Consider the following 25,091-nt stretch of genomic DNA (forward strand, 5'->3'; position numbering starts at 1 on the left):
CGTGTCACCGCCCAGCCGGCCCGTCCACGTTGACCGTCGGCACACCCCCACCCACCCGCGCGATGACCGCGAGCGACGGCTCGCGCCCGGGGTTCGACTCCCGGTGCACGGTCCAGGCGGGGACGTGGACGAAGTCGCCGGGGCCGGCGTCGAGGTAGCCCTCGTGGCCCTCGAACTCGAGGCGGAGCACGCCGCGGACGACGTAGAGGCTCGACTCATTGCGTTCGTGGTGGTGCCAGCCCGAGACCGCGCCGGGCTCGGTCTCGACCTGCCCGGACCAGAGCAGCGGCAGCTCGAAGGCCAGCTCGCGGTGCATGCCCGGGGTCGGGTCGCCAGGCGTCAGGTCCGCGGGCGTGAAGACGCGTACGGGTCGGGGCAGCTCGCGTCCCATCGGCTCAGCCGCCCTCGGCGATCCGCTTGATCGCGGCGAGGGTCTGCGGGATCCCGGCGTGGGCGTGGCGGGTGCGGTTCTCGATCTCGGCCTCGGCCCGGTCGCCGTACTTGTCCGCGAACATCGACTGTCCCGCCGGCAGGAACTCCCAGGTCTCGATGAGCCGCGTGCCGTCGTCCTCTGGTGCCAGGACGAAGGCCCAGCGGACGTAGCCCTGGCCGACCACCCAGGCGAACTCGCGCCCGCGCTCGGCGGCGACCACCTGGGACCGGGTCTCCCAGGTGCGCTCCGGGAGCTGGTTGCGACCGGTGAACCAGGCGCCGACGCGGCCGGCCTCGGCTACGTCGTCCCACCAGCACGAGGCGCAGACCGGGCTCCACTCGCCGGTGCGGGTGACGTCGCTGACGAGGTCGTAGACTGCCTCGGGCGTAGCCGCGACGACCACGGAGTCCTGGTGGGTGAGTGCTTGCAGGCTCATCCGCGCTCGCTCCTCTGTCGACGGCTGCCGCCGTGCCAGTCCTCCTGGACGCCGACGTCGCCGGGCTCGACGCCGAACGCGGCCAGCTGGGGTCGCTCGCGCAGGCTGCGCTTCAGCTCGGCGAAGCCGGGGAAGCCGGCCAGTCCGACGACGTGGTCCCACAGCTCCCCGGCCCGGCCGGGCTCGGGCAGACGGCTGATGACGGGGCCGAAGAACGCCACCCCGTCCGGTGGCTCGAAGTGGATGATCGGCGTGCCGACATCCTTGCCCGTCGCCGCCAGGGCCTCGTCACCGTCCGCGCGGATCGCGTCGTCCCACGCGGTGTCGTCGAGGGCGTCGGCGAGGTCGGTGGGCAGGTCGACCTCGCGCAGGACGGGCTCGAGGAACTGCCGGGTGCCGTGCCACCCGGGTTCGGCGCCCGAGCCGCTCTGCGGCGAGTCGAAGATGTGGGCGCCCAGCGCGTCCTGCAGCGCGTCCACCGCCTCGGGCCCGTGCTCCTCACGCGCCCGCGCGACGACACGCAACAGGCGCAGGCCGGCGGTGTGGCCCGCCTCGTACTCCGGCGGGAAGTGGGCGTCGTAGTCGATGTGCTCGTTGATCTGGCGCAGCGAGATGAAGCGCCAGTCCACCGTCAGGCCGCGCTCCGCCTGCACCATCCGGACCCACTTGCTCGTCAGCCAGCAGAAGGGGCACACCGGGTCGAAGTAGAAGCGGATGTCAGCAGTCGCCATGGATCGACACTAGATCGGGCGGCCACACGTGTCGCGGCGCTGGGCGCCCCCACCCCTCCCACCGCCGGATCCTCGTGGAGACGTGCTCGCCCACAGGCTCGCCACCGGCCCTCGCGACAGCCGCCTGCGAGACTGCAGGCATGGAGGTCTACAGAACCCCGGACCACGCCTTCGACGACGTCCCCGAATTCCCGTGGGAGCCGAGCTACGCCGAGGTCACCGACCCCGACGGCGGGACGCTGCGGATGGCGTACGTCGATGCCGGCCCGGCGGACGGCCCGGTGGCACTCCTGCTCCACGGCGAGCCGTCGTGGTCGTTCCTCTACCGGCACGTGATCGAGGCGCTCGTCGATCGCGGGATCCGGTGCGTGGTGCCGGACATGATCGGCTTCGGGCGCTCCGACAAGCCGGTCGAGACGGGGGACTACTCGTTCGCCCGGCTGGTTGAGTGGACGCGTGAGCTGGCGTTCGACCACCTCGACCTGCGCGACGTGACCCTGGTCGGCCAGGACTGGGGCGGGCTGGTCGGGTTGCGCCTGGTCGCCGAGCACCACGACCGGTTCAGCCGCGTCGTCGCCGCCAACACCGGGCTCCCGACCGGCGACTTCGACATGCCCGAGATCTGGTGGCAGTTCCGCCGGGCCGTCGAGAGCGCCCCGACCCTCGACGTGGGCCGGCTCGTCGCCGCGGGCTGCGCCCGGCCGATGGGCGACGACGTCCGAGCCGCCTACGACGCACCGTTTCCCGAAGAACGGGCCAAGGCCGGGGTGCGCGCCCTGCCCACGCTCGTACCCACCCGTCCTGACGACCCCGCGGCCGAGGCCAACCGCGCGGCGTGGGAGGTCCTGTCGAGGAGCGAGGTGCCGTTCCTCGTCGCCTTCGGCGACAGCGACCCGATCACTGGCGCGATGGCGCCGATCCTCCGCAAGCTCATCCCCGGCACACGCGGGCTCGACCACCCGACCATCCGCGGCGCCGGCCACTTCCTCCAGGAGGACGCCGGCGCGGAGCTGGGTCAGGTCGTCGCCGACTTCGTGCTCGGCTCGCATCAGGGCCGGTAGGACGTCGCGAGCTCGGCGCGTCCGTCGCGGTCGACGGTGGGTCGCGGCTGCTCCGGACCTACTCTCTGTCGACGACGTACACATCGACGAAGGGGGATCGTGATGGAGCAGCAGCTGGCGTGCCCGTTGTGCCACGGAACGGAGTTCGAGCGGCAGCAGTCGCGGCAGGACTCGAGGTGGGGCTTCACCTCCCACAAGATGACGCTGATGATCTGCCTGACGTGCCGGTACGTCCTGCACTTCTCCGAGGGCCGGTCCGTCTTCGACTTCGACTGAAGCGGGTCCGCCGCCTGATGAAGAAGCACCTGCCGCCGACGACCCCGTAGGCGGCGTCCCGCCGCGACGCGAGTACCAGCCCGAGCGTGTCAGGTGACATGGCCCGTTCGGGGGATGTCCGAACACGCAGGCGCGATGGCACTTTGATGCGCACATCGCCATCTCGGGGGAGACATCGCATGAAGCGTCTTGTCGTTCGTGATCTGATCGTTCTGGCCGCGGCGGCCTCTGCAGCCCTCGCGGGGGCAGCGGTGGTCCCGGCATCGTCGGTGCCCGATCCCGGTGCTCTGTTCAAGTGGTCACTGAGTGGCCCGGACGCCGAGACGGCCGTGCTCTCCGCGCAGTTCACCGTCGACGGAGCCACCTATGCGATCACGCGGTCCGGGGTGGTCTGGCACGTCAACGCCAAGACTCCCAAGGCCTGGGCGGGTGAGCGTCCCTGACGCGACGGGGCTCCTGCGCCACCGCGACCGCGCAGACCTTCCGGGTGACGTTGGTCGATGGGACGGTGCACGACGTGGAGGTCGCGTTCACGTGAGATCCGGCGCAGCGGTGCTGGGCGTGGGGGTGGCGGTTCTGGCCAGCCTCGCCTCGGCCTGCGCCGGGGACCCGACTCCGGGTGGGCCTGACGTCGGTGCGACCAGCGGCGGCCCCGCCGGCTCGGCCAGACTCGTCGACGACACCGGCCGCGACGACGTACCCGACGGTGGCGGGTGGGTAGCACTCATCCCCGCGGACCGGGTCGCCGAGGTGTGGCAGGCAGCCGGCAGCGACCCCGGTGCCGACCTCACCTACGCGGCCGTGACGGTGACCTCGGCGCAGGTGGAGGCCGTCGGCGGACTCACACGGCCGGTGTCCGAGGACGGCAGCTTCGAGCTCGGGCTGACCGGCCCAGTGGTGGTGTGCCGCGTTCCGGGGGAGCTGGACTCGGGCTCCACCCGCGGATGTGCGCGCGTCCAGCTCGACGAGGACTCGCGCATCGAGATCTCGTGGGGCGAGGCTGGGTTCCGCGTCAGCGGGTGACGGGCCGGGTGTGCCAGAGCCACCAGAGTCCGGCGAAGGGCAGCACGAGGGGCAGCCAGCCGTAGCCGGCGCCGTACGACGACCAGACGGTCTGGTCGGGGAACAGCTCGGGGTCGAGCACGGTGAGGGTGCCGACGGTCAGCACGCCGACGAGCTCGAAGCCGACCGCGGCCCAGGCCAGGCGTCGGGGCGCGGGACCCACCTCGGCGAGGCCGAGGGTCGCGGCGATGTAGACCAGGCCGGCGACGGCGGAGAGGGCGTACGCCAAGGGTGCCTCGTCGGCCTTGGTGACCAGCTGGACGACGGAGCGGGCGGTCGCGGCGAGGGCGAACACGCCGTAGACGGCGACGAGGACGCGGCCGGCGCCGGTGCGGGTGGAGCTCACGACGTCCACACCTGCAGCGTGCGGACGACGACGAAGGCCTGCGCGAGACCGGCGACGAGCAGCACGGCCGTCGCGCCGCGGCTCCGCTCGGCCAGCGACCAGAGGAAGCCGATCGGCAGCAGCACCAGCCCGGCCAGCAGGTAGCCGAAGAGCGTGATCGCGCCGGCGCCGGGGATGTCGGCGTCGCCCACCTCGAGGGCGGCCATGACGAGGAGCACGAGGGTGCCGAGCTCGATCAGACCCGCGAAGCCCAGCAGGCCCCAGTCGGGCGTGCGGTCCAGGGCGACGTAGACGAGCACGACCAGGGTGAAGGCCAGCGACGCGGCGATCAGGGCGAGGGGCAGGGGTCCGTCCACGAGGGCCGATTCTCGCAGAGCGGGCCTCACGGACCCGGCAGCGGGCGGACGCCGCCTCTCAGGCGGTGGGCCCGACCGGCGGGAACTCCTTCATGGCGTGGTCGGCGATCTTCTTCATCATGAAGCCGTCGATGCCGCCGCCGACGAGACCACCGGCGACCGGGACGCCGCGACCGAGGCGGGCCAGCAGCTTCTCGCTGACGCCGCGCATCAGGCGGAAGCCGACGGCCTTGTTGACCACCATCAGCGCGGCGGGCGGCAGCCCCTTGAGGGCGTACGACGTCGCCCGGCCGCTGACGCTGGTCATCCCCGCCTTCTGCAGCACCTCCTCGGCGTCGGAGCCGACGAGCGTCAGCAGGACCGCGGTGCGCACGCGCGGATCGCTGACGTCGTAGCCGCGCAGGGTGGCGATGCCACCGACCATCCGGACGGCCTGGAGGTAGAACTCGGCGACGTTGACCGGCAGCGACACCGGCATCGTGACGAAGCCTCCGATGCCGGTGACGAACCCGCCCACACCACCGGTGAGGGTGCTGCGGCGGGCGAGGGCGGCGATCGCCTTCTCGCGGTCGCCGCCGGTCCTGGCCAGCGCCCGCTCGGCCACCTCGCTCACCGGGTCCAGGGGGCCGCGTCCCTCGAGCCCGACGTCGACGAGCGTGCCCACGAGCCTGTCGACGGTGCCCGGGTCGGGCTGGGGGTCGTCGGCGACGTCGAGCGCCGACCGCGGCGCGTCCTCGTCGGAGTGGCGGCCGGGGAGGAGGTCCTTGAGTCCCATGGCCCCACCCTAGGAACATCCGCCCAGCGACTCCTCCCCCGTGGGGCGGGTCAGGACGCCGACGACACCGACGAGCGGAAGCCGCGCAGCCGCAGGCTGTTGGTCACCACGAAGACGCTGGAGAACGCCATCGCCGCACCGGCGAGCATCGGGTTGAGCAGGCCGGCGGCGGCCAGTGGGAGGGCGGCGACGTTGTAGGCGAAGGCCCAGAACAGGTTGCCCTTGATCGTCGAGAGCGTGCGGCGCGCGAGCCGGATCGCGTCGACGGCCACCAGCAGGTCACCGCGCACCAGCGTCAGGTCGCTGGCCTCGATCGCCACGTCGGTCCCGGTGCCCATCGCGAGCCCGAGGTCGGCCTGGGCGAGCGCGGCAGCGTCGTTCACGCCGTCGCCGACCATGGCCACGACCTTGCCCGCGGCCTGCAGCCGCTGCACCTCGGCGACCTTGTCGGCCGGCAGCACGTCCGCGACGACCTCGTCGATGCCGACCTGCGCCGCCACGTGACGCGCAGCCGCCTCGTTGTCGCCGGTCAGCAGCACGGGCGCCAGCCCGAGGTCGCGCAGGGCGGCGACTGCCTCGGCGGACGTGGCCTTGACGGTGTCACCCACGACGATGACGCCGCGGACCTGACCGTCCCAGCCGACCGCGACGGGGGTGAGCCCGTCGGCCTGGGCCCGCTCGACGGCCTCGGCGAGCCGCGGCGTGAGGTGCTGGCTCCACTCGGCCAGCAGGCTGGGCCGACCGACGACGACGGCATGGCCCTCGACGATGCCCTGGACGCCCAGGCCCGCCCGGTTGGCGAAGTCCTCGACCGGCGGCAGCGCTCCGTGGACGGCGGGGTCGACCGCGGCGATAGCCCGACCGATCGGGTGCTCGGACGCCGACTCGAGTGCGGCCGCGAGGCGTCGTACGCCGTCGGGGTCCTCGCCGTCGGCGGCCACCACCTCGTGCACGGTCATCTCGCCCGTGGTGACGGTGCCGGTCTTGTCCAGCACGATCGTGTCGACGCGACGGGTCGACTCGAGGACCTCAGGCCCCTTGATCAGGATGCCGAGCTGGGCCCCGCGGCCCGTGCCGACCATGAGGGCGGTCGGCGTGGCCAGGCCCAGCGCGCACGGGCAGGCGATGATCAGCACCGCCACGGCGGCGGTGAAGGCGGCGGTCGCACCCGCGCCGGCACCGAGCCAGAAGCCCAGCGTCGCCATGGCCAGCCCGATGACGATGGGCACGAAGATGCCGGAGATCCGGTCGGCGAGGCGCTGCACCTCGGCCTTGCCGTTCTGCGCGTCCTCGACCAGCCGGGCCATCTGCGCGAGCTGGGTGTCGGCGCCGACCCGGGTGGCGCGGACGGTCAGCCGGCCGCCGGCGTTGACGGTCGCGCCGACGACGGGGTCGCCCGCGCGCACCTCGACCGGGACGGACTCACCGGTGAGCATCGAGGCGTCGACCGCGGACGTGCCGTCGACGACCTCGCCGTCGGTGGCGATCTTCTCGCCCGGGCGGACGACGAACACGTCGCCCACGGCGAGCTGGTCGATCGGGACGCGCACCTCGGCGCCGTCCCTCAGCACGGCCACGTCACGGGCGCCGAGCTCGAGCAGCGCGCGGAGCGCGGCTCCCGCCTGTCGCTTCGAGCGGTGCTCGAGCCAGCGACCGGCGAGGATGAAGGTGGTGACGCCGGCCGCGGCCTCGAGGTAGATGTTGCCCGCCCCGTCGGTGCGGTCGACTGAGATCCGGAAGGCGTGGGTCATGCCGGGCTCGCCGGCAGTGCCCAGGAACAACGCCCACAGCGACCAGCCGAAGGCGGCGAGCACGCCCACCGACACGAGGGTGTCCATCGTGGTTGCGCCGTGGCGCAGGTTGGTCCACGCTGCCCGGTGGAAGGGCCAGGCGCCCCACACCACGACGGGCGCGGCGAGCGCGAGCGAGGCCCACTGCCAGTAGGTGAACTGCCACGCCGGCACCATCGCCAGCGCCACCACCGGGATGCTCAGCGCGGCGCTGACGAGCAGCCGCTGCAGCAGCGGGTCACGCCCGGGTTCGGCAGCCTCGGCCGGGACGTCGGTGTCGGGCGCGACGGGCAGCGCGGCGGCGTAGCCCGCGGCCTCGACGGTCCGCAGCAGGTCGTCGGTCGAGACCGAGCCGGGGTAGGACACCTTGGCCTTCTCGGTGGCGTAGTTGACCGTCGCGGTCACGCCCTCGAGCTTGTTGAGCTTGCGCTCGATCCGGTTGGCGCACGAGGCGCACGTCATGCCGGTGATGGCCAGCTCGACGTCGGCGAGCGGACCCGCGGCCTGGTGGGTGGTGTCAGTGGGCATGGTCGCCTCCCTCGCCCTCGTCGGAGTGGCCGTCGTCGGACTGGTCGCCGGCGGGCGCCCCGCCGGACTCGACCGTGAACACGGCGGTGCGGACCGTGCCGCGGTGCTGGAAGTCGAGGAAGAGGCGGTACGTCGCCGGCTCCGGGAACGCCGTCGCGAAATCGATGCCGGGTCCGGGCTCGCCCTCCTCGGGGTGCACGTGGAGGTAGCCGAGGTCACCGGCGCGCATCGCGACCAGGTGCCCGAAGGCGCCGAGGTAGGGCTCGAGGTCGGTCACCGGCTCGCCGTCGAGCTCGATGCGCGTGGTGAGGACGGTGCTGGCACCCGGGGCGGTGTCGCCCTCGAGCGTCACGGTGTAGGTGCCCTCGTCGGTCCTCAGCGTCGCGGTGCGGTCGTCGGTGGGCAGCGGCCGCGGGACGAAGTCGCCGGACACGGCCAGGTCGTCGGCCAGCGTGATGCCGTCCCAGCCCTCGGGGACGAGGTCGGCCACGACCCGCCACACGCCCGGCGTCAGCCGGACGTCCACCGACCAGGTGCCCGTCACGGGGTCGAGGGTCGGGTGCACGTGCTGGAAGCCGGTCAGGTCGCGTCGTACGACGATGAGGTGCAGGTCCTTCTCGTGCTCGCGCGTGTAGTCGAGCAGCGGCCGGCCGCTCGAGGTCAGGACCTGGAAGTCGAGGCGGGTGCGGCCGGGCGCCACCTCCCGGTCGGCGAGCGCGAGGGTGAACCCGTCGGCGCGGGCGGTGAGCCCGGTGGCCTCGGCGACGGCGGAGGAGTGGCCCCCGTGGGCGTCCACCACCTCAGCGTCGGCGTCGTGCGCGTCGTCGGTGCGGTGGCCGGCCATCTCGCCGGCCGCGGGCTCGGTGTCGATCGGGCCGACGAGCCGGCCGCCGCCCCAGGCGACCGCGAAGGCCGCCACCAGGGCGGTGACGAACGCGGCGACTCGCAGTGGGGTGCTCATGACACTTCCGGGGTGCTCATGCGAGGGCGTAGCCGGCCTCCTCGACGGCGGCGCGGACGGCCGACTCGTCGAGCGGGGCAGCGCTGGTCACGGTGACGGCGCCGGTCTCGACGACGACGTCGACGCCCTCGACGCCGGCGAGCTCCGAGATCTCCTCGGTGACCGAGGCGGCGCAGTGCTCGCAGGTCATGCCGGTCACGGTGTAGGTGGTGGTCTCGCTCATCGGGTGTCTCCTGGTCGCGGGGGTGGGTTGGGGTGGTCAGGACCTCACGAGGCGGGCGATCGCCTCGGAGGCCTCCTTGAGCTTCTGCTCCTGCTCGGCGCCCCCCTTGCGGGCGGCGTCGACGAGGCAGTGCGCGATGTGGTCGTCGAGCAGCGACAGTGCGAGGGCCTGCAGCGCCTTGGTGGCGGCGGAGACCTGCGTCAGGATGTCGATGCAGTACTTCTCCTCCTCGACCATCCGCTGGATGCCGCGGACCTGCCCCTCGATGCGGCGCAGCCGCTTGAGGTGCGCCTGGACCGCCGCGTCGTTGCCCTCGAGGTGACCGTGCTGCTCGCTCATGCTGCCAAGCATACCCCTAGGGGGTATAAATTGGCCAGAGTGGCCACCCATCAGGGTGGGTTCTGGGTCAAACTTCAGGCGTGTGGCGGCTCCAGCGACTAGTGGTCTGGTCCAGCGCCAATACAGTGGTCCCAGGCGGTCCGGGGGGACGTCGAGGGACGCAGCGACCTGCGCTCCTCCCGCTCGGACGAAGGACCGCACATGATGATCCGCATTGCCATGCTCGGGGGCGACGAGCTCGTGAGGCGCGGCCTCGACGGGATGCTGCGCACCCTGGGGGGCTTCGAGCTCGCCAGCGTCAAGGACCGCGAACGGTCACCGATCGACATCGCGCTGGTCGAGACCTACGGCACCGCGGCGGACGACACCACGCTCGCGCGCGCGGTGGCGGACCCGTTCATCAGGCGCGTCGCGGTCTTCACCTGGAACCACCACCCGGGCCTGGTCCACGAGATCGTGCGCAACGGTGTGTGCGGCTACCTCGGCAAGAGCCTCACCTCGGCGCAGCTGGGGCGCGCGCTCCGTGCGATCCACGCCGGGGACACCGTCGTCGCACCGGCCGTGTCCGCCGCGGCGAACCCCGACGTACGCATCCACGGCGAGCTGGAGCAGCTCACCACCCGCGAGCGCGAGACGCTCGCCCACATCGCCACCGGGCTGAGCAACGTGGAGATCGCCGCCTCGATGCAGATCTCGCTCAACTCGGTGAAGTCCTACATCCGCAGCGCCTACCGCAAGACCGGCGTGCAGAGCCGCAGCCAGGCCGTGCTCTGGGCGGTCTCGCACGGCCTCAGCGCGGAGGTGCTGGAGCGGGTCGTGTGACCTCACGTCCCTGAGCCAGCGGCGAGGGTCGGGTCCACTGGTCCCGGCTGATCAGCACGTCGCGCAGCACGTCGGGGCGATCGGTGATGATCCCGTCCACGCCCGCGTCGAGGAGCGTGCGCATGGTCGCCGGGTCGTCGACGGTCCACACCACCACGCGGATGCCGAGCTCGTGGGCGCGGTCGATCACCCGCTCCGAGTGGATCGACAGCCGGCCGAGCCGCATCGGGACGTGCGCGAACGCGCCGCCCGAGGTGCCGACCCCCACCGGGCGCACGCCGCCACGCGAGCAGGCGATGAGGCTGGTGAGTGAGCGCCAGCCGAGGGCCGTCGTCACCCCCGGTGCCTCGTCCTGCAGGCGGCGCAGCCAGCGGCTCCACGCGCCGGCGACGCAGATCCGCTTCGCCCAGCTCGGGTGGGCGGCGAGCAGCCGGGCCATGGCTCCGATCGACGCCTCGTCCTTGAGGTCGATGGCGAACCTGGCCTGCGGGAAGGCGGCCATCGCCTCGCCCAGCGTCGGGACCCGGTCGGTGCCGTGCACGCGGAGGCGGCGTACGTCGGCGAGGTCGAGGTCCGAGATCCGGCCGGGGTGGCCGGTGACCCGCCGCAGCGTCGTGTCGTGGAAGCACACCACGTGTCTGTCGCGGGTCGTCTGCACGTCGGTCTCGAGGTGCGTGAGGCCCAGCGAGGTCGCCCGGCCGAAGGCGGCGAGGGTGTTCTCGGGGGCGAGTGCCATGCCACCGCGGTGGGCGATGGCGAGCGGACCGGTGGTGTCGCCGTAGCTGGTCACGCACCCAGCATCAGCGCCCGGGCAGCCCGCTGTCGCGCGGGAACGGCCCCCGCGGACGAGTGTTCACCCAGCCTTCGCACTGGGGCACACCCGTGGTCGCCCAACGCCCGGCATGCCGGGCGTCGAGCGGACCGTGGTCCGCTCGACGCCGCCGCGGACGGCGCCGCGCCTCAGCTCCGGTAGCCGCCGAGCAGCTCGGCGAGCCGCAGGTGCGGCTGCGCCTCGTCGGTGCGGCCCTTGCGCTGCAGGGACCGGCCGAGCAGCAGGTGGGCGTAGGGCTCGTTGGGGTCGTGCTCCAGCAGCTCGGTGGCGATGCGGATGGCGCCGTCGAGCTGGGCGGAGTGGAAGAGCGCGCGCGCCAGCAGCAGCCGTACGTCGGTGAGCTCGTGCACCACCTCGCCCGGGTCGTCGAGCAGCTCGGTGAGCATCACGGCGGCCTCGCGGTAGGCGCGCTCGTCGAAGAGCGCCTGGGCGCGCAGCCAACGGTCGTGCGTCGAGTCCCCGAGCAGGCCGGCGTGGCCGCGCAGGAGGTCCTCGAAGGGCGTGAAGTCGGTCATCGTCGCTCCTCTCGAGCAGACGTACCCGGGACGTGGGTACTCCGAGCGTGCGCCCGGACAGGGGTCCAACGTCGGAGGCCGCCCGGCGATTCCGAGCCGGACGCACGGAATACTGGTGGTCCCACCCCGGTTGGAGGTGATACAAACTTCAACCAGTCCGGAGGAAATCATGCAGTTCGGCATCTTCAGCGTCGGCGACGTCACCACGGAACCGACCACCGGGCGCACCGTGTCCGAGGCCGAGCGCATCGCGTCGATCACGCAGCTCGCCCTCAAGGCGGAGGAGGTCGGTCTCGACGTCTTCGCGACGGGCGAGCACCACAACCCGCCGTTCGTGGTGTCGTCCCCCACGACCCACCTCGGGTTCATCGCCGCGCAGACCGAGAAGCTCATCCTCTCGACCAGCACGACCCTGATCACCACCAACGACCCGGTGAAGATCGCCGAGGACTACGCCTTCCTGCAGCACCTCTCCGGTGGTCGCGTCGACCTGATGATGGGCCGCGGAAACACCGGCCCTGTCTACCCGTGGTTCGGCAAGGACATCCGCGACGGCATCAAGCTCGCGGTCGAGAACTACCACCTGCTCCGCAAGCTCTGGCGCGAGCCGGTCGTCAACTGGCAGGGCCAGTTCCGCACCCCGCTGCAGGGCTACACCTCGACCCCGGCACCCCTCGACGGCACGCCGCCGTTCGTGTGGCACGGCTCGATCCGCAGCACCGAGATCCCGGAGCAGGCGGCCTACTACGGCGACGGCTTCTTCCACAACCACATCTTCTGGAACAAGGAGCACACCGAGCAGATGGTGCGGCTCTACCGCCGTCGCTTCGAGTTCTACGGCCACGGTGCGGCCGACCAGGCCTACGTCGGCCTGGGTGGCCAGGTCTTCATGGGCTCGACCGAGGCCGAGGCCAAGCGCGTCTTCCGTCCCTACTTCGACAACGCCCCGGTCTACGGCCACGGCCCGTCGCTGGAGGACTTCACCAAGATGACGCCCCTGACCGTCGGCACCCCCGAGCAGGTCATCGAGCGCACCCTGGGCTTCGCCGACTACGTCGGCGACTACCAGCGCCAGCTCTTCCTCATCGACCACGCCGGCCTGCCGACGTCGCTGGTGATGGAGCAGATGGAGATGCTCGGCACCGAGGTCGTGCCCGTGCTGCGTGCGGAGTTCGAGCGTCGCCGCCCGAGCCACGTGCCCAGCGACCCGCCCACCCACCCATCCCTCGTGGCCGCCGGCCCCGACGCCCCGCACCACCTCGTCGAGCCCGCCCGGGCCCGCGTCGAGGAGATGCAGGCCGGGGCCGCGCAGGACGCCGAGCCCGCCCAGGTGCAGGCATGACGCGTCGCATCGTCGTGGTCACGGCGGGACTCACCATCCCGTCGTCCACCCGGCTGCTCGCCGACCAGATCGCCGAGGCGACCTCCGCGCAGGTGTCGGCGCGGGGGGAGTCGGTCGAGATCGACTACGTCGAGCTCCGGGAGGTGGCCGGTGAGCTGGCCTCCTTCATGGTGACCGGCGGCGTGCCCACGCCTCGCCTGACCGCGCTGCGCGAGCAGGTCGCGACCGCCGACGGCCTGATCGCCGTCACTCCGGTCTTCAACGGCAGCTACAGCGGGCTGTTCAAGATGTTCTTCGACGCGGTCGACAAGGACTCGCTGACCGGCACCCCGGTGCTGATCGCCGCGACGGCCGGCACCGCCCGGCACTCGCTGGTGCTCGACTTCGCGATGCGCCCGCTCTTCACCTACCTGCGCTCGGTCGTCGTGCCGACGGGCGTCTTCGCGGCCACCGAGGACTTCGGCAGCCACGGCCTGGCCGATCGCATCACGCGGGGCGCGTCCGAGCTCGCGGCGGCGGTGCTGAGCCAGGGCTCCTACGCCGTCGGCGGCTTCGCACCCGACCTGGCCGCCCGCCCGCGGCGTACGTCCGGCACGCAGGTCGAGGCCGACGTCACCCCGTTCGGCGATCTCCTGCGCGGGCACTCCGGCACGGACTGACCCGGCCCGCCCCGGCGGGTGTGCTGGCGCGCGAGCCGTCGTGGTTGCGTCGGGACGTCACGTCCCGCTGGATGAGGAGGCAACCGTGAACGACACCGTGTGGAGCTATCGCGACAGCACGTGGAGCGAGGACCGCGACCTCGTCGGCTACGAGGTGGAGGCCGACGGCGGCAGCATCGGCACGGTCGACTCGGCCAGCACCGAGACCGCCGCGCAATGGCTGGTGGTCGACACCGGCTTCTGGATCTTCGGCAAGAAGCGGGTCATCCCTGCGGGCGTGGTGGTCGGGATGGACCACGACGCGAAGCGGGTCATCATCAGCATGAGCAAGGACCAGGTGAAGGCCGCCCCCGACTACGAGGACAGCGAGTGGGCGCACGAGGACGCGCGGCTCAGGCACGCCGCCTACTACGAGCCCTACGCCGGGCAGGACCGCGCCTGACGTGTCGCCGATCCGCGTACGACCGCTTGGTGGCGGCCTCGGCTGCCTCATCATGATCGCCGTCTCGGTGGTGCTGTCGGTGCTGCTCACCGTGCTGCTCAACCTCGGGCGCTGACCCTCCCGCCGTGCGGGTGCCCGGCTGACCGGGTTCCGCCGTGTCGTTTGCCCGTCCCGTGTCGGTCGCCCGTGGTGTGATGGCCGCGCCATGACCCGATGGACCGCCAGCCAGGTGAGCGAGGTCGCGCCTGACGCGTCCTCGTTGGCGGCCGCGCGCAAGCTCGCAGTGCCCGGCCCCTGGCGCGAGACCGGCTGCAGCGACGTGCTGGTGTGGGGCCAGTGCCAGGGCAGCGGCAAGACGCCCTACCAGGTGAGCGTCGACCTGGTCGGCCCCGCCTACCGGTGCTCCTGCCCGAGCCGGAAGTTCCCCTGCAAGCACGCCCTCGCCCTGCTGATGCTGTGGTCCGAGGGCGTGATCGACGAGTCGGGGCAGATCGCGGCCTTCGCCGACGAGTGGGCAACCCAGCGCGCCGAGCGCGCCACCAGGCCCGACCGCCCGGCCGGGGACAGCGCTCCCGACCCGGCGGCCCAGGCCAAGCGCCTCGAGCAGCGGCTGGCGCGGATGGATGCCGGCGTCGAGGACTTCCGGCTCTGGCTCGCCGACCTCGTCCGCGGCGGCCTGGCGGCCGCCCGCACCCAGCCCTACTCCTACTGGGACACCGCGGCCGCGCGCCTCGTCGACGCCCAGCTGCCCGCCCTGGCCGAGAGGGTCCGCGAAGCGGCGTCGCAGGTGCACGCCCACCGCGAGTGGGCGGCGTACCTCCTGGCGGAGCTGGGCCGTTGGTGGACCGTCACCTGCGCCTGGCAGGCGCGCGAGAGCCTCGACGCGGTGGAGCTGGCCGAGGTCCGCATCGCCGTCGGGTGGGCCCAGTCGAGCGAGGAGGTGCGCGACGCCGACGCGCGCCCCGGGCCGTGGACCGTCCTCGGCGCCGTGCGCACCGACGACGGACGGATCCAGCAGCAGCGCACCTGGCTCGCGCACGACGACGGCGAGGTGGTCGCCGTGCTCGACTTCGCCGGCTACGGCCAGGCCCTGGCGGTGCCCCAGCTCAGCGGTGCCCGCCTCGACGTGGTGGTGTCCCGCTATCCCGGTACGACGCCGCGCCGCGCGCTGTTCCGCGACCCGCCGGTGGGTGCCGTGCCGGTGACCGGGCTGCCCGGGCGCACCAGCCTGGCCGAGGTGCACGCCGCCGCCGCGGAGGGGCTCGGTCGGACGCCGTGGCGCGAGCTCCACCCGGCCCCGCTCGCCGGCGTACGCATCGCGCGCGAGGGCAGCGGTGAGAGTGAGGGGTGGCGGGTCAGCGACGACACCGGCTCGTTGCCGATGACGGACGGGGCGGCCGTGTGGACCCTGCTCGCGGTGAGCGGGGGCGACCCCGTCGACGTCTTCGGCGAGGTCGAGTCGGGACGGTTCCGTCCGCTCGCGGTGTGGCTCGACGACCAGGTGCTGGCGCTGTGAGCGGCGTCGACCAGTGGCTGGCCGACGTCGCCACGGCTGCTCTCGTGGGCAGCGCGCGGCGCGAGCCGCCGCCGCTGCCGGACGAGCTCGACCTCGGCCCCACCGAGCAGTCCACCGAGCTGTCCGCCGAGCACCGGCTCCTCGCCAGTGCTGCCGTCGCCGACGCCCTGACCCGGGGTGGCGCACCCCTGGCGCCGGCGAGCGACGCGGTGCCGACGGCCGCCGCCGAGGTCCGCCCGCCGGCTCCCGACCGCGCTACCCAGCTGCTCACCCTGCTGCTCACCCAGTCACCGGTGTCCAAGGCAGCCCGCGACGAGCTGGTCGTCGAGTGGCTCACGCTGGCCGACGCCGCGGGCCGGCGGGTGCCGTGGCCCCTGCTGCCGGTGCTCCTCGACTTCGCCGCGGGTCGCCGCCGGGTCGTCTCGGCGCTCGGGAGCGTGCTCGGTGAGCGCGGACGCTGGCTGGCCGGTCTCAACGACGCGTGGGCGAGCATCCTCAGCGGCGACGAGGACGCACCGGTCGAGGTCGCGGCCGACTGGGTGGAGGCGTGGCCGACGATGTCGAGCGCGGAGGCGGTCACGGCCTTCGCGCTGGGGCGCCGGGCCGACGCCGCGGCCGCCCGCGACCTGCTCGACGCGCAGTGGACGACCGTGTCCGCGAAGGTGCGCGCCGACGCGCTGCGCGCCCTCGGCCCCGGCCTCTCGGCCGCCGACGAGCCGCTGCTCGAGCGCGCCCTCGACGACCGGGCGAAGTCGGTGCGCGACGCGGCGGCGGCGATGCTCGACAGGCTGCCCGCCAGCGCGCGCGCCGCCCGGATGGCCGACCGGCTGCGCCGACTCGTGCAGGTCCGCGGCACCCTCGTGCGCCACCTCGAGGTCGACGTCCCCGACGCCCCCGACGACGCGGCGGTGCGCGACGGGCTGACCCCTCCGGCCAAGGGCGTGGCCCCGCCCCCGACGGTGTGGCTCTCGCAGGTCGTGCGCGGCGCGCCGCTCTCCGCCTGGACCGACATCACCGGGCGCAGCCCCGCCGCGACGCTGAAGATGGTGCGCGACGCCGACGTGCTGGCCTGGCTCACCGAGGCGGTCGTCGAGCGCCGCGACACCGACTGGGCGGTGGCCTGCGTCGACCGCGGCATCCCCGATCCGCGCCTGCTCTGGCTGCTGCCGGACGACCGCCGCGCGCAGCTGCTCACCGACTGGGTCGCCCGCCCCTCCGGCGGGCGCGACCTGCGCGGGCTCCTGGGCGACGCACCCCGACCGTGGCCCGACGACCTCGGCCGCGCGGTCCTGAAGCGGATCCAGGGGGACAAGGCCGACCTCGCGCTGGGCTACGCCGCCGCGCCGCTCCTGCCGGTCGCCCTGAGCCCGTCGCTCGCGCCCGAGATCAATGCCGCCCTGTCGCGGCTGCCCGAGGACGCCAGCCACCTGCGCCGCGCCCTGACCGAGACCCTGCAGCTCCACGCGTTCCGCACATCCCTGACGGAGGCCTTCAGATGACCACCACCCAGCCCACGCCCGACGTGCTGCGCCAGCACGCCGAGGACGCGTACGCCGACGAGCTGGCCGCGCTGGCCGCCGTCGACGACCGGCCGCGGCCGCCCTCGTGGCACCTCTCGCCCTGGGCCGTGGCGACCTACGTCCTGGGCGGTGAGCTGCCCGACGGCACCCGCATCACCCCCAAGTACCTCGGCCAGCGCCGGCTCGTCGAGGTGGCGATCTCGTCGCTGGCCACCGACCGGGCGCTGCTCCTGCTCGGCGTGCCGGGCACGGCCAAGTCGTGGCTCGGTGAGCACCTCGCCGCGGCGATCAGCGGGCGCTCCACCCTGGTCGTGCAGGGCACGGCCGGCACCCAGGAGGAGGCGCTGCGCTACGGCTGGAACTACGCCAAGCTGCTCGCCGAGGGGCCCTCCCGCGAGGCCCTCGTCCCAGGTCCGGTGATGCGCGCGATGGAGACCGGCGCGATCGCGCGCGTCGAGGAGCTCACCCGGATCCCGTCCGACGTGCAGGACTCGCTCATCAGCATCCTGTCGGAGAAGACGCTGCCGGTGCCCGAGCTCGACGAGGAGGTCCAGGCGCGGCCCGGCTTCAACGTCATCGCCACCGCCAACAACCGCGACAAGGGCGTCAACGACCTGTCGTCGGCGCTGCGGCGCCGCTTCAACACCGTCGTGCTGCCCCTGCCCGACTCGCTCGAGCAGGAGGTGGAGATCGTCCGGACCCGCGTCACCGCCCTGGGTGCGTCGCTCGAGCTCCCGGCCGACCTGGCCTCGCTCTCGGAGATCCACCGCGTCGTCACGGTCATGCGCGAGCTCCGCAGCGGCGTGACGACCGACCAGCGCACCACCATCAAGTCGCCGAGCGCGACCCTGTCGACCGCCGAGGCGATCTCGGTGATGACCAACGGGCTCGCGCTCGCCGCCCACTTCGGCGACGGCACCGTGCGGGCCGACGACGTCGCGGGCGGCCTCGTCGGTGCGGTCGTCAAGGACCCCGTGCAGGACCGGCTCGTGTGGCAGGAGTACCTCGAGACGGTCATGCGCAACCGCAAGGAGTGGAGCGACCTCTACCGCGCCTGCCGGGACCTGGGCTGAGTCGCGCGCCATGCCCGTCGACGTCTACGGCGTACGCCACCACGGCCCCGGCTCCGCCCGGGCCGTGCGTGCCGCGCTCGAGGAGCAGCCTCCCGACCTCGTCCTGATCGAGGGCTGCCCGGAGCTCGACGCGATCGTCGACCTGCTCGGCGAGGCCGACATGGTGCCCCCCGTCGCCGGACTCGTGTACGCCGTCGAGGAGCCCCGGCAGGCGACCTTCTACCCGCTCGCGCACTTCTCGCCGGAGTGGGTCGCCGCCCGCTGGGCGCTCGCCCACGGCGTGCCCGTCCGCTTCCTCGACCTACCCGCCACCCACGCGTTCGCACTCGCGAAGGAGGAGGCTGCGGCATCCGCGCCTCGTGCCGAGGTCGAGGGCGTGGACGGATCAGAGCCCCAGGAGGGAGTGGAGGGCGCAGACGGGGTGGACGAGGCCGGCCGCGAGCCGGACGGGTCCCCGCCCGTCCCGGCCGCCCGCCTCGACCCGATCGGGACCCTGGCCGCGACCGCGGGCTACGACGACGCCGAGCGCTGGTGGGAGGACGCCGTCGAGCAGCGGCACGACTCGCCCGCCGAGCGCTTCGCGGCGATCCGCGAGGCGATGGCCGCGGTCCGGTCGGCCGACACGCGACCCGACGACGACCCCGACGTGCGCAGCAACGCGCGGCGCGAGCAGTGGATGCGCAAGGTGCTGCGGGCCGAGATGAAGGCGGCGCCCGAGACGCGGATCGCGGTGGTCTGCGGCGCGTGGCACGCGCCGGCCCTCGTCCCTGCCGACTTCCCGCCGGCCACCCGTGACACGGGCCTGATCACCAGGCTGCCCAAGGTCAAGGTGGCCGCGGCCTGGACGCCGTGGACGGCCGCGCGGCTCAGCTACTCCTCCGGCTACGGCGCCGGTGTCAGCGCGCCGGGGTGGTACCAGCACCTCTTCGACCACCTGGACCGGGACGACCCCGACCCGCGCGACCTCGCCACGTCGTGGCTGGTGCGGGTCGCCCGCACCCTCCGCGAGGAGCGTCTCGACGCCTCGACCGCGTCGGTGGTGGAGGCCGCGCGCCTCGCCGAGACCCTGGCGACCGTCCGCGGCCGGCCGTCGGTGGGGCTGAGCGAGCTCGACGACGCCGCCGAGACCGTGCTGTGCGAGGGCTCCCGGCTGCCGCTCGACCTGGTGCACCGACGCCTGGTGGTCGGTGAGGAGCTGGGGTCGGTGCCGGAGTCGGCACCCGTCGTCCCGCTCGCGGCCGACCTCGCCCGCCAGCAGCGTTCGCTGCGGCTCAAGCCGTCCGCGTCGGCGCAGCAGGTCGACCTCGACCTGCGGCGCGAGAGCCAGCTGGCCCGGTCGGTGCTGCTGCACCGCCTCCAGCTCCTCGGCGTGCCGTGGGGCGAGACCACCGACGCCGGCCGGACCACCGGCACGTTCAAGGAGAGCTGGACCCTGGAGTGGCGCCCGGAGCTGGCGGTCGACCTCGTCGAGGCGGGCGTCTGGGGCACCACCATCGCCGTCGCTGCAGCCGCTCGCGCCGCCGACCGTGCCGCCCGGTCGGCGGACCTGACCGAGCTGGCCGCCCTGGTGAGCGCCTGCCTCACCGCCGACCTGCCCGACGGCGTGGAGGCAGTGCTCGACGCGCTCGACGCCCGCGCTGCGGTCCAGCACGACGTACCCGCCCTGCTCGCCACGGTCGAGCCACTGGCCCGCACCTGCCGCTACGGCGACGTGCGCGGCGTCGACACCGCCCGCGTGCGCACCGTGCTCGGCGCCACGGTCGTCCGTGCCTGCGTCGGCCTGCCGATGGCGTGCGTGAGCCTCGACGAGGACGCCGCCGCAGAGATGGTGACCGCGATCGCCGGCGCCCAGCGGGGCCTCGCCCTGCTCGCGGACCCCGAGCTCGACAGTGCCTGGACCGACGCCCTCGAGGCCGTGTCCGCACCCGACCACGTGGCCGGCGGCGTGGCGGGCCGGGCGACCCGGATCCTGCTCGACGCGGGGCGGATCGACTCCGACACGACCGCGCACCGGATGGGGCGCCGGCTCTCGCTGGCCGCCTCCGCGCCGCAGGCCGCCGCCTGGCTCGACGGGTTCCTGGCCGGTGACGCGGTGCTGCTCGTCCACGACACCACGCTGCTCGGCCTCGTCGACGCGTGGGTGAATGAGCTCGCCGAGGAGGAGTTCGAGGACCTGCTGCCGCTCGTACGCCGAACGTTCGCGGGCTTCAGCGCTCCCGAGCGCCGCACGATCGGCGAGCAGCTCTCGCGCCTCGGGCAGCCGGGCGGCGGCGCGGCGGTCGCGGTGAGCGGGCTGGACCTCGAGCAGGCACGTCCGGCGCTGCATGCCGTGGCCCGGCTCGTCGGCTGGAAGGTGGTGGCCCATGACGGAGCAGCCTGAGCAGGTCGGTGACGTACGCCGCGACCGGCTGACGCGGTGGCGGCTGATCCTCGGCGGCCAGGAGGCCGACGGCCTCAGCGGCCCGGACGGTGGGACGGTCGAGCTGTCGGAGGCCGACGGCCGTCGCGACGACGCCCTGTCCGCGCTCTACGACGGCGAGCGCAAGGCGGGTCTCGGCGGCTCCTCGCCGCGCGTCGCGCGGTGGCTCGGCGACATCCGCACCTACTTCCCGTCCTCGGTCGTGCAGGTCATGCAGGGCGACGCGATGGAGCGGCTCGGGCTGCGGCAGATGCTGCTCGAGCCGGAGATGATGCGCGCCGTGCAGCCCGACGTCGGCCTGGTCAGCACGTTGATCGGGCTCGGCCGCGTGATCCCGGAGCACTCGCGCGAGACCGCCCGGGCGGTCGTGCGCCAGGTGACCGACGAGCTCGAGGAGCGGCTGCGTCAGCGCACCGTCCAGGCGGTCACCGGGGCGCTGGACCGCTCGGCACGGACCCGGCGGCCGAGGATGCGCGACGTCGACTGGCGCCGCACGGTGGCCGCCAACCTCAAGCACTACCTCCCCGAGCACCGCACGGTCGTGCCCGAGCGGCTGGTCGGCTACGCCCGCCGATCCACGCAGGTCGAGCGCGAGATCATCCTCTGCATCGACCAGTCCGGGTCGATGGCCGAGTCGATCGTGTACAGCTCGGTGTTCGGCGCGGTGCTCGCCTCGATCAGATCGGTGAGCACCCGGATGGTCGTCTTCGACACCGAGGTGGTCGACCTGACCGACGAGCTCGACGACCCGGTCGACGTGCTCTTCGGCGTCCAGCTCGGTGGCGGCACCGACATCAACCGGGCGCTGGCGTACTGCCAGGGCCGGATCACCCAGCCCGAGGACACCGTGCTGGTCCTGATCAGCGACCTCTACGAGGGCGGCATCGCCGAGGAGATGATCAGCCGGGCGAGCGCGGTCGTCGGCTCCGGCGCGACGATGATCGCCCTGCTGGCCCTCAGCGACTCCGGCCAGCCGTCCTTCGACGCCGACCACGCTGCGGCGCTCGCCGAGATCGGCGTGCCGTCCTTCGCCTGCACTCCCGACCTCTTCCCCGACCTCATGGCCGCGGCGATCGAGAAGCGCGACATCGGGGAGTGGGCGGCGGCCAACGACGTGGTCACCACCCACGAGACGACCAGGCCGGTCTGAGTCTTCCTCCGGGGCTGCCGAGCGCCGTGCGCCGAGGGCTGGTGGTCGCGGCGGCGCGGGAGCACACTGGCCGCATGCGCACCCTGACGCGTCGCCTCGCCCCCCACGCCCGCACGTCGTGGCTCACCTTCGGCGCGGTGTCGGCGGTGACGGTGACACTCGCGGTGGCTCTGGTGCTGCTCAACGGCGGTGGCCGGACGGCCGTCGTGGCGACCGCGGCCACCTGGTTCGTGCTGGTCGTCGTCCTGGGTGCCTGCCTCGACGCGATCCTGGTGCCGGGCAACCCCGACGTACGCCGTCAGACCGGGCAGGCAGCCGGGTGGAGCGGCGGCCTCGTGGGCGGTGGCTACAGCGGGTACGTCGGTGGGCACGGCGGCCACGGCGGCCACGGCGACGGCGGGGGCTCCTGCGGCTGAGCCGACCGCAGGTCGACGCTCCCCGAGCGGGCCTCAGACGGGCTGCGACTCCCAGGCGGGGCCGCTGCCACCGAACCGCGCGATGAGCTGGTGGCCGACGTGCGCGGCGTTGGCACGGCGTACGTCCTCGGGAACAGGCGGGAGGTTCTCCTCCCAGTCGAGGAGGCACGACCCGCGCAGCTGCGGCATCCGCGCGGGGCGACCGAAGAAGAACGGGTGGGCGTGGGCGCCGCCGTCGCCGTAGCGCCCGATGTGGCAGCGCCCGACGCTCGGCAGCTCCTCGACGGCCGCGGTCACCCGCGCCATCAGCACGCCCATCTCGGCGGCCAGGTCGTCGGTGAGGTCGGCGATGTCGACGTGCTCGACCGGGCGCAGGATGAACGAGACCGGCAGCTTCATGTCGAGCGCGACGAGGAGCCAGCGCTCGTTGCTCCATGCGACCTTCGCCGCGCGCTCGGGCGGCATCGGCGTACGGCAGAAGCAGTCGGCCGGGTCCTCTCCCTCGCGGGGCGGCTCCGCGTCCTGCAGCGGCTCGAGCGGCTTGATCCGCAGGCCCTCGAGCTCGAACGGGAAGATGTCCCACCCCGGCATTGCCTCGATCGCGACCGGCAGCCGGCCCTCCTCGTCGGTCGCAGCGGCGACCCGGGCGTGGAACTCTTCGGCGGTCTCCAGGCTCATGGCGCCAGTCAACCAGCGATCGGACGCAGGCGCGCGGACAGACGTCGGCCCGCGCCCCGCTGGTGAGCGGGGTGCGGACCGACGGGGCCGGGTCGTGTCCGCGTGCCTACGCGACGGGGGTGAGCTCGGGCTCGTGCTCCACCACCGTGCCGACCACCGCGCCGCCCGGACGCACCGGGCGGCTGGGCCACCAGACACGGGCACCGAGCAGCACCAGCGCAGCCGGGAGCATGACCAGCCGGATGATCGTCGCGTCGATGAGGATCGCCACCGAGAGGGCGACACCCATCATCTTCATCTCCAGCATGCTCAGCGTCGCGAAGATCGCGAACACCGACACCATGACCGCCGCGGCGCTGGTGACGACCGAGGCGCTGTCGCGGATGCCGCGCTCCACGGCCAGCCGGGTCGGCAGCCCGCGGCCCACCAGCTCGCGGATCCGCCCGGTCACGAAGACGTGGTAGTCCATCGACAGCCCGACGAGGACCACCAGCACGAAGAGCGGGATCCAGTCGATCACGAAGCCGGGGCTGGTGAAGCCGAGCAGGCCCTCCAGCCAGCCGTGCTGGAAGACGAGGGTCAGCACCCCGAACGCCACCCCGACCGAGACCAGGTTGAGCGCCGTCGAGACCAGCGCGAGCGGGACGCTGCGGAACGCGACGCCCATCGTCACCAAGGTCAGCAGCAGGACGAACCCGATCACCACCGGCATCCAGGCCGAGAGGTGCTCGTCGAAGTCGAGGTTGGAGGCGGCGTCACCGCCCACGGCCCACTCGAGGCCCACGGCGTCGAGACCTGCCGGCGCGAGACGCTCGCGCAGGTCGGTGATGGCGTGGTTCGTGCGCTTGTCGGAGTCCGGCCACGGGAGGGCCAGGGTGAGGGACGAGGTGCTGCCGTCCTCGGCCGTGGCCAGCCCGTCGGGCACCTCGGTGAAGTCGCCCTCGTCGGACGCGCGCGACGCCAGCGCGTCCAGGGCCTTCGCCGACCCCGCGCCGCGCGCCAGCACTGTCACGGTCGTGCCCTCGCCGGGGAACTCCGCCGCGACGTCGCGCATCGTCTGCACCGCCGGGATCTCGGCGGGCAGCGTCTCGAGGGTGGCGGCGTGCATGGTCATGCCCAGCGCCGGCACCGCCAGCGCGACCGCGGCCGCGACCGAGCCGGCGAGCGCGATCCCGGGTCGGCGTACGACGGGGGCGAGGATGCGACGGCTGATCCCGCCCGCACCGATGCGCCGGTTGAGGCGCCAGAGCAGGGGCACGCGCGGGCGGTCCACCCAGCGACCGAGCTTGACCAGCAGCGCCGGCAGCACGGTGATCGAGCCGACCACCGCGACGGCGACGACGATGATCGCGCCGAGGGCGAGGGAGGTGAAGGTGACGAAGTCGACGAGGAACAGGCCCGCCATCGAGGCGGCCACGGCGAAGCCGGAGACCAGGATGGAGTGGCCGGAGGTCTGGGCGGCGATCTCGACGGCGTCGAGCGTGCTCCGGCCGCGCGCCCGTTCCTCGCGCTCGCGCTTGAGGTAGAAAAGCGAGTAGTCGACGCCCACGGCCATGCCGATGAGCACGATCATGGAGCCGACCGTCGGCTCGGCAGGCACGAGGTGGGACACGACCGCGGAGATGCCCATCGTGGCCGCGACGCTGCCCAGCGCCAGCAGCACCGGGATGCCGGCGGCGATCAGCGCGCCGAACGCCAGCAGCATCAGCACCAGCGTGACCGGGAGGCTGATCCCCTCGGCCGAGGCCAGGTCGTCGGCGACCTGGTCGTTGATCGCCTCGTCGAGGCTCAGGCCGCCCGTCTGGCGGATCGTCAGGTCGGGGTGCTCGGCGGCGACCGCCCCGGTCACATCGGCCAGCGGGCCGACGTCGTCCGCCCCGTCGGCCAGGGAGACCGACACGAGCATCGCGGTGCGGTCGTCGTTCCAGGCGGGGGGCGCCACGTCGGTGACTCCCTCGGCACGCGACATCTGGCGGGCGAGCTGACGGGCGGCGTCGGGCACGGTGGCAGCGTCGCCGCTCAGCAGCACGAGCTCCGTGTCCGGTCCGGTCAGTCCGGCCTGCTCCGCCATGGCGTCCGCGTGCCCGGAGTCGCCGATGCGGTAGTCGGCGGGCTCGGCCTCGTGCGTCGGCACCAGCACGGCCAGGCTGGTGGCGGCCGCCACCAGGACGAACCAGGTGAGGATCGCGCGCCACGGGTGCTCGGCGCTCCAGCGCGCGGCCCGCTGGGGGATCCGGGTGATCAGGTCGGCTGCCATCGCCGTGCTCCATTCCTGCGTGGGTCGGGGGTCCGCGTCCTCGTGGACCGTCGACCTCCACGGTTGCCGTGATCGGGGCCGGGGGCAGGGGTGGCACCTCCCGGTCTGAGGTGGGGGAAACCCCACCGACGGG

Annotated in this window: 28 protein-coding genes; 14 read left to right on the forward strand and 14 right to left on the reverse strand. The window is 73.4% G+C overall.

Annotated features, from left to right (window positions below; translation table 11 throughout):
- Window positions 1-4 precede the first annotated feature (4 nt).
- The 3 genes from ASC64_RS00250 to ASC64_RS00260 are packed head-to-tail and all read right to left on the reverse strand — an operon-like array spanning window position 5 to window position 1,600.
- A complete protein-coding gene (locus ASC64_RS00250) occupies window positions 5-391 on the reverse strand; it encodes a cupin domain-containing protein (protein WP_056905527.1) in 387 nt (128 codons plus the stop codon).
- A 4-nt stretch (window positions 392-395) separates the two neighbouring features.
- Window positions 396-869 carry an SRPBCC family protein gene (locus ASC64_RS00255; RefSeq protein WP_056905528.1) on the reverse strand — a complete coding sequence of 158 codons (474 nt, stop codon included), beginning with the start codon at window positions 867-869 and terminating at the stop codon, window positions 396-398.
- Window positions 866-1,600, reverse strand: a complete 735-nt coding sequence (locus ASC64_RS00260) for a DsbA family protein (protein ID WP_056905529.1) — start codon at window positions 1,598-1,600, stop codon at window positions 866-868. Before ASC64_RS00260 ends, ASC64_RS00255 begins: the two co-directional genes overlap by 4 nt.
- 140 nt (window positions 1,601-1,740) lie before the next feature.
- Between ASC64_RS00260 and ASC64_RS00265 the strand changes: the two genes are divergently transcribed.
- From ASC64_RS00265 to ASC64_RS00270, 4 genes are all read left to right on the forward strand, one after another.
- Window positions 1,741-2,661 (forward strand): haloalkane dehalogenase, encoded by a 921-nt coding sequence (locus ASC64_RS00265; RefSeq protein ID WP_056905530.1) that lies wholly within the window; start codon window positions 1,741-1,743, stop codon window positions 2,659-2,661.
- A 102-nt stretch (window positions 2,662-2,763) separates the two neighbouring features.
- Window positions 2,764-2,937, forward strand: a complete 174-nt coding sequence (locus tag ASC64_RS22430; protein ID WP_200937424.1) for a hypothetical protein — start codon at window positions 2,764-2,766, stop codon at window positions 2,935-2,937.
- 179 nt (window positions 2,938-3,116) lie between these two features.
- A complete protein-coding gene (locus tag ASC64_RS21850; protein ID WP_156384930.1) occupies window positions 3,117-3,380 on the forward strand; it encodes a hypothetical protein in 264 nt (87 codons plus the stop codon).
- A gap of 91 nt (window positions 3,381-3,471) precedes the next feature.
- Window positions 3,472-3,960 (forward strand): hypothetical protein, encoded by a 489-nt coding sequence (locus ASC64_RS00270; RefSeq protein WP_156384931.1) that lies wholly within the window; start codon window positions 3,472-3,474, stop codon window positions 3,958-3,960.
- Here the strand turns inward: ASC64_RS00270 and ASC64_RS00275 are convergent.
- Genes ASC64_RS00275 through ASC64_RS00305 form a run of 7 tightly spaced genes read right to left on the reverse strand, consistent with a single transcriptional unit; the run spans window position 3,950 to window position 9,317 of the window.
- Window positions 3,950-4,345 (reverse strand): hypothetical protein, encoded by a 396-nt coding sequence (locus ASC64_RS00275; protein WP_235563454.1) that lies wholly within the window; start codon window positions 4,343-4,345, stop codon window positions 3,950-3,952. The genes ASC64_RS00270 and ASC64_RS00275 overlap by 11 nt on opposite strands.
- Window positions 4,342-4,701 carry a hypothetical protein gene (locus ASC64_RS00280; RefSeq protein WP_056905533.1) on the reverse strand — a complete coding sequence of 120 codons (360 nt, stop codon included), beginning with the start codon at window positions 4,699-4,701 and terminating at the stop codon, window positions 4,342-4,344. The genes ASC64_RS00275 and ASC64_RS00280 overlap by 4 nt, the downstream gene beginning before the upstream one ends.
- A 58-nt stretch (window positions 4,702-4,759) precedes the next feature.
- Window positions 4,760-5,476, reverse strand: coding sequence for an EcsC family protein (locus tag ASC64_RS00285; RefSeq protein WP_082550075.1), 717 nt, complete (start codon window positions 5,474-5,476; stop codon window positions 4,760-4,762).
- Window positions 5,477-5,526: 50 nt separating this feature from the next.
- Entirely contained in the window at window positions 5,527-7,794 is a 2,268-nt protein-coding gene (locus tag ASC64_RS00290) for a heavy metal translocating P-type ATPase (RefSeq protein WP_056905534.1), read from the reverse strand.
- The gene (locus ASC64_RS00295) at window positions 7,784-8,755 is read right to left on the reverse strand and encodes a hypothetical protein (protein WP_082550076.1); all 972 of its coding nucleotides are present in this window, start codon (window positions 8,753-8,755) and stop codon (window positions 7,784-7,786) included. The genes ASC64_RS00290 and ASC64_RS00295 overlap by 11 nt, the downstream gene beginning before the upstream one ends.
- Before the next feature lie 16 nt (window positions 8,756-8,771).
- Window positions 8,772-8,978, reverse strand: coding sequence for a cation transporter (locus ASC64_RS00300; RefSeq protein WP_056905535.1), 207 nt, complete (start codon window positions 8,976-8,978; stop codon window positions 8,772-8,774).
- Between the two features lie 36 nt (window positions 8,979-9,014).
- Window positions 9,015-9,317 (reverse strand): metal-sensitive transcriptional regulator, encoded by a 303-nt coding sequence (locus ASC64_RS00305; protein ID WP_082550077.1) that lies wholly within the window; start codon window positions 9,315-9,317, stop codon window positions 9,015-9,017.
- A 201-nt stretch (window positions 9,318-9,518) separates the two neighbouring features.
- Here ASC64_RS00305 and ASC64_RS00310 point away from each other — a divergent pair, with 201 nt between their 5' ends.
- On the forward strand, window positions 9,519-10,139 hold the full coding sequence (locus ASC64_RS00310; RefSeq protein ID WP_056905537.1) for a helix-turn-helix transcriptional regulator: 621 nt from the start codon (window positions 9,519-9,521) through the stop codon (window positions 10,137-10,139).
- Here ASC64_RS00310 and ASC64_RS00315 read toward each other — a convergent pair.
- Window positions 10,108-10,929 (reverse strand): glycerophosphodiester phosphodiesterase family protein, encoded by an 822-nt coding sequence (locus ASC64_RS00315; protein ID WP_056905538.1) that lies wholly within the window; start codon window positions 10,927-10,929, stop codon window positions 10,108-10,110. The two genes, ASC64_RS00310 and ASC64_RS00315, sit on opposite strands and share 32 nt — an antisense overlap.
- Before the next feature lie 170 nt (window positions 10,930-11,099).
- Entirely contained in the window at window positions 11,100-11,486 is a 387-nt protein-coding gene (locus ASC64_RS00320; protein ID WP_082550078.1) for a tetratricopeptide repeat protein, read from the reverse strand.
- A gap of 169 nt (window positions 11,487-11,655) precedes the next feature.
- On the opposite strand from ASC64_RS00320, the gene ASC64_RS00325 reads away from it, so the two are divergent.
- The 9 genes from ASC64_RS00325 (at window position 11,656) to ASC64_RS00365 (ending at window position 22,023) form a co-directional block, all read left to right on the forward strand.
- Window positions 11,656-12,828 (forward strand): CE1758 family FMN-dependent luciferase-like monooxygenase, encoded by a 1,173-nt coding sequence (locus ASC64_RS00325; RefSeq protein ID WP_056905539.1) that lies wholly within the window; start codon window positions 11,656-11,658, stop codon window positions 12,826-12,828.
- Window positions 12,825-13,487, forward strand: coding sequence for an FMN reductase (locus ASC64_RS00330; RefSeq protein ID WP_056905540.1), 663 nt, complete (start codon window positions 12,825-12,827; stop codon window positions 13,485-13,487). The genes ASC64_RS00325 and ASC64_RS00330 overlap by 4 nt, the downstream gene beginning before the upstream one ends.
- Window positions 13,488-13,572: 85 nt before the next feature.
- Complete coding sequence (locus ASC64_RS00335; RefSeq protein WP_056905541.1) at window positions 13,573-13,929, forward strand: hypothetical protein; 357 nt, start codon at window positions 13,573-13,575, stop codon at window positions 13,927-13,929.
- Window positions 13,930-14,134: 205 nt separating this feature from the next.
- Entirely contained in the window at window positions 14,135-15,445 is a 1,311-nt protein-coding gene (locus tag ASC64_RS00340; protein WP_056905542.1) for an SWIM zinc finger family protein, read from the forward strand.
- The gene (locus tag ASC64_RS00345; protein WP_056905543.1) at window positions 15,442-16,944 is read left to right on the forward strand and encodes a DUF5691 domain-containing protein; all 1,503 of its coding nucleotides are present in this window, start codon (window positions 15,442-15,444) and stop codon (window positions 16,942-16,944) included. Before ASC64_RS00340 ends, ASC64_RS00345 begins: the two co-directional genes overlap by 4 nt.
- Window positions 16,941-18,038 carry an ATP-binding protein gene (locus ASC64_RS00350; RefSeq protein ID WP_056905544.1) on the forward strand — a complete coding sequence of 366 codons (1,098 nt, stop codon included), beginning with the start codon at window positions 16,941-16,943 and terminating at the stop codon, window positions 18,036-18,038. Before ASC64_RS00345 ends, ASC64_RS00350 begins: the two co-directional genes overlap by 4 nt.
- A gap of 10 nt (window positions 18,039-18,048) precedes the next feature.
- Window positions 18,049-20,418: a DUF5682 family protein gene (locus ASC64_RS00355; protein WP_056905545.1), complete on the forward strand. Its 2,370-nt coding sequence runs from the start codon at window positions 18,049-18,051 to the stop codon at window positions 20,416-20,418.
- A complete protein-coding gene (locus ASC64_RS00360) occupies window positions 20,402-21,607 on the forward strand; it encodes a VWA domain-containing protein (protein WP_056905546.1) in 1,206 nt (401 codons plus the stop codon). Before ASC64_RS00355 ends, ASC64_RS00360 begins: the two co-directional genes overlap by 17 nt.
- Before the next feature lie 74 nt (window positions 21,608-21,681).
- Window positions 21,682-22,023 carry a hypothetical protein gene (locus tag ASC64_RS00365; RefSeq protein ID WP_056905547.1) on the forward strand — a complete coding sequence of 114 codons (342 nt, stop codon included), beginning with the start codon at window positions 21,682-21,684 and terminating at the stop codon, window positions 22,021-22,023.
- Between the two features lie 33 nt (window positions 22,024-22,056).
- Here ASC64_RS00365 and ASC64_RS00370 read toward each other — a convergent pair whose 3' ends face one another.
- Both ASC64_RS00370 and ASC64_RS00375 read right to left on the reverse strand, forming a co-directional pair.
- Window positions 22,057-22,701, reverse strand: a complete 645-nt coding sequence (locus ASC64_RS00370) for a hypothetical protein (RefSeq protein WP_082550079.1) — start codon at window positions 22,699-22,701, stop codon at window positions 22,057-22,059.
- 106 nt (window positions 22,702-22,807) lie between these two features.
- Window positions 22,808-24,958, reverse strand: coding sequence for an MMPL family transporter (locus ASC64_RS00375; protein ID WP_082550080.1), 2,151 nt, complete (start codon window positions 24,956-24,958; stop codon window positions 22,808-22,810).
- Between the last annotated feature and the right edge of the window lie 133 nt (window positions 24,959-25,091).

This window comes from Nocardioides sp. Root122 (genome assembly GCF_001425025.1).
Taxonomy (GTDB): Bacteria; Actinomycetota; Actinomycetes; order Propionibacteriales; family Nocardioidaceae; genus Nocardioides.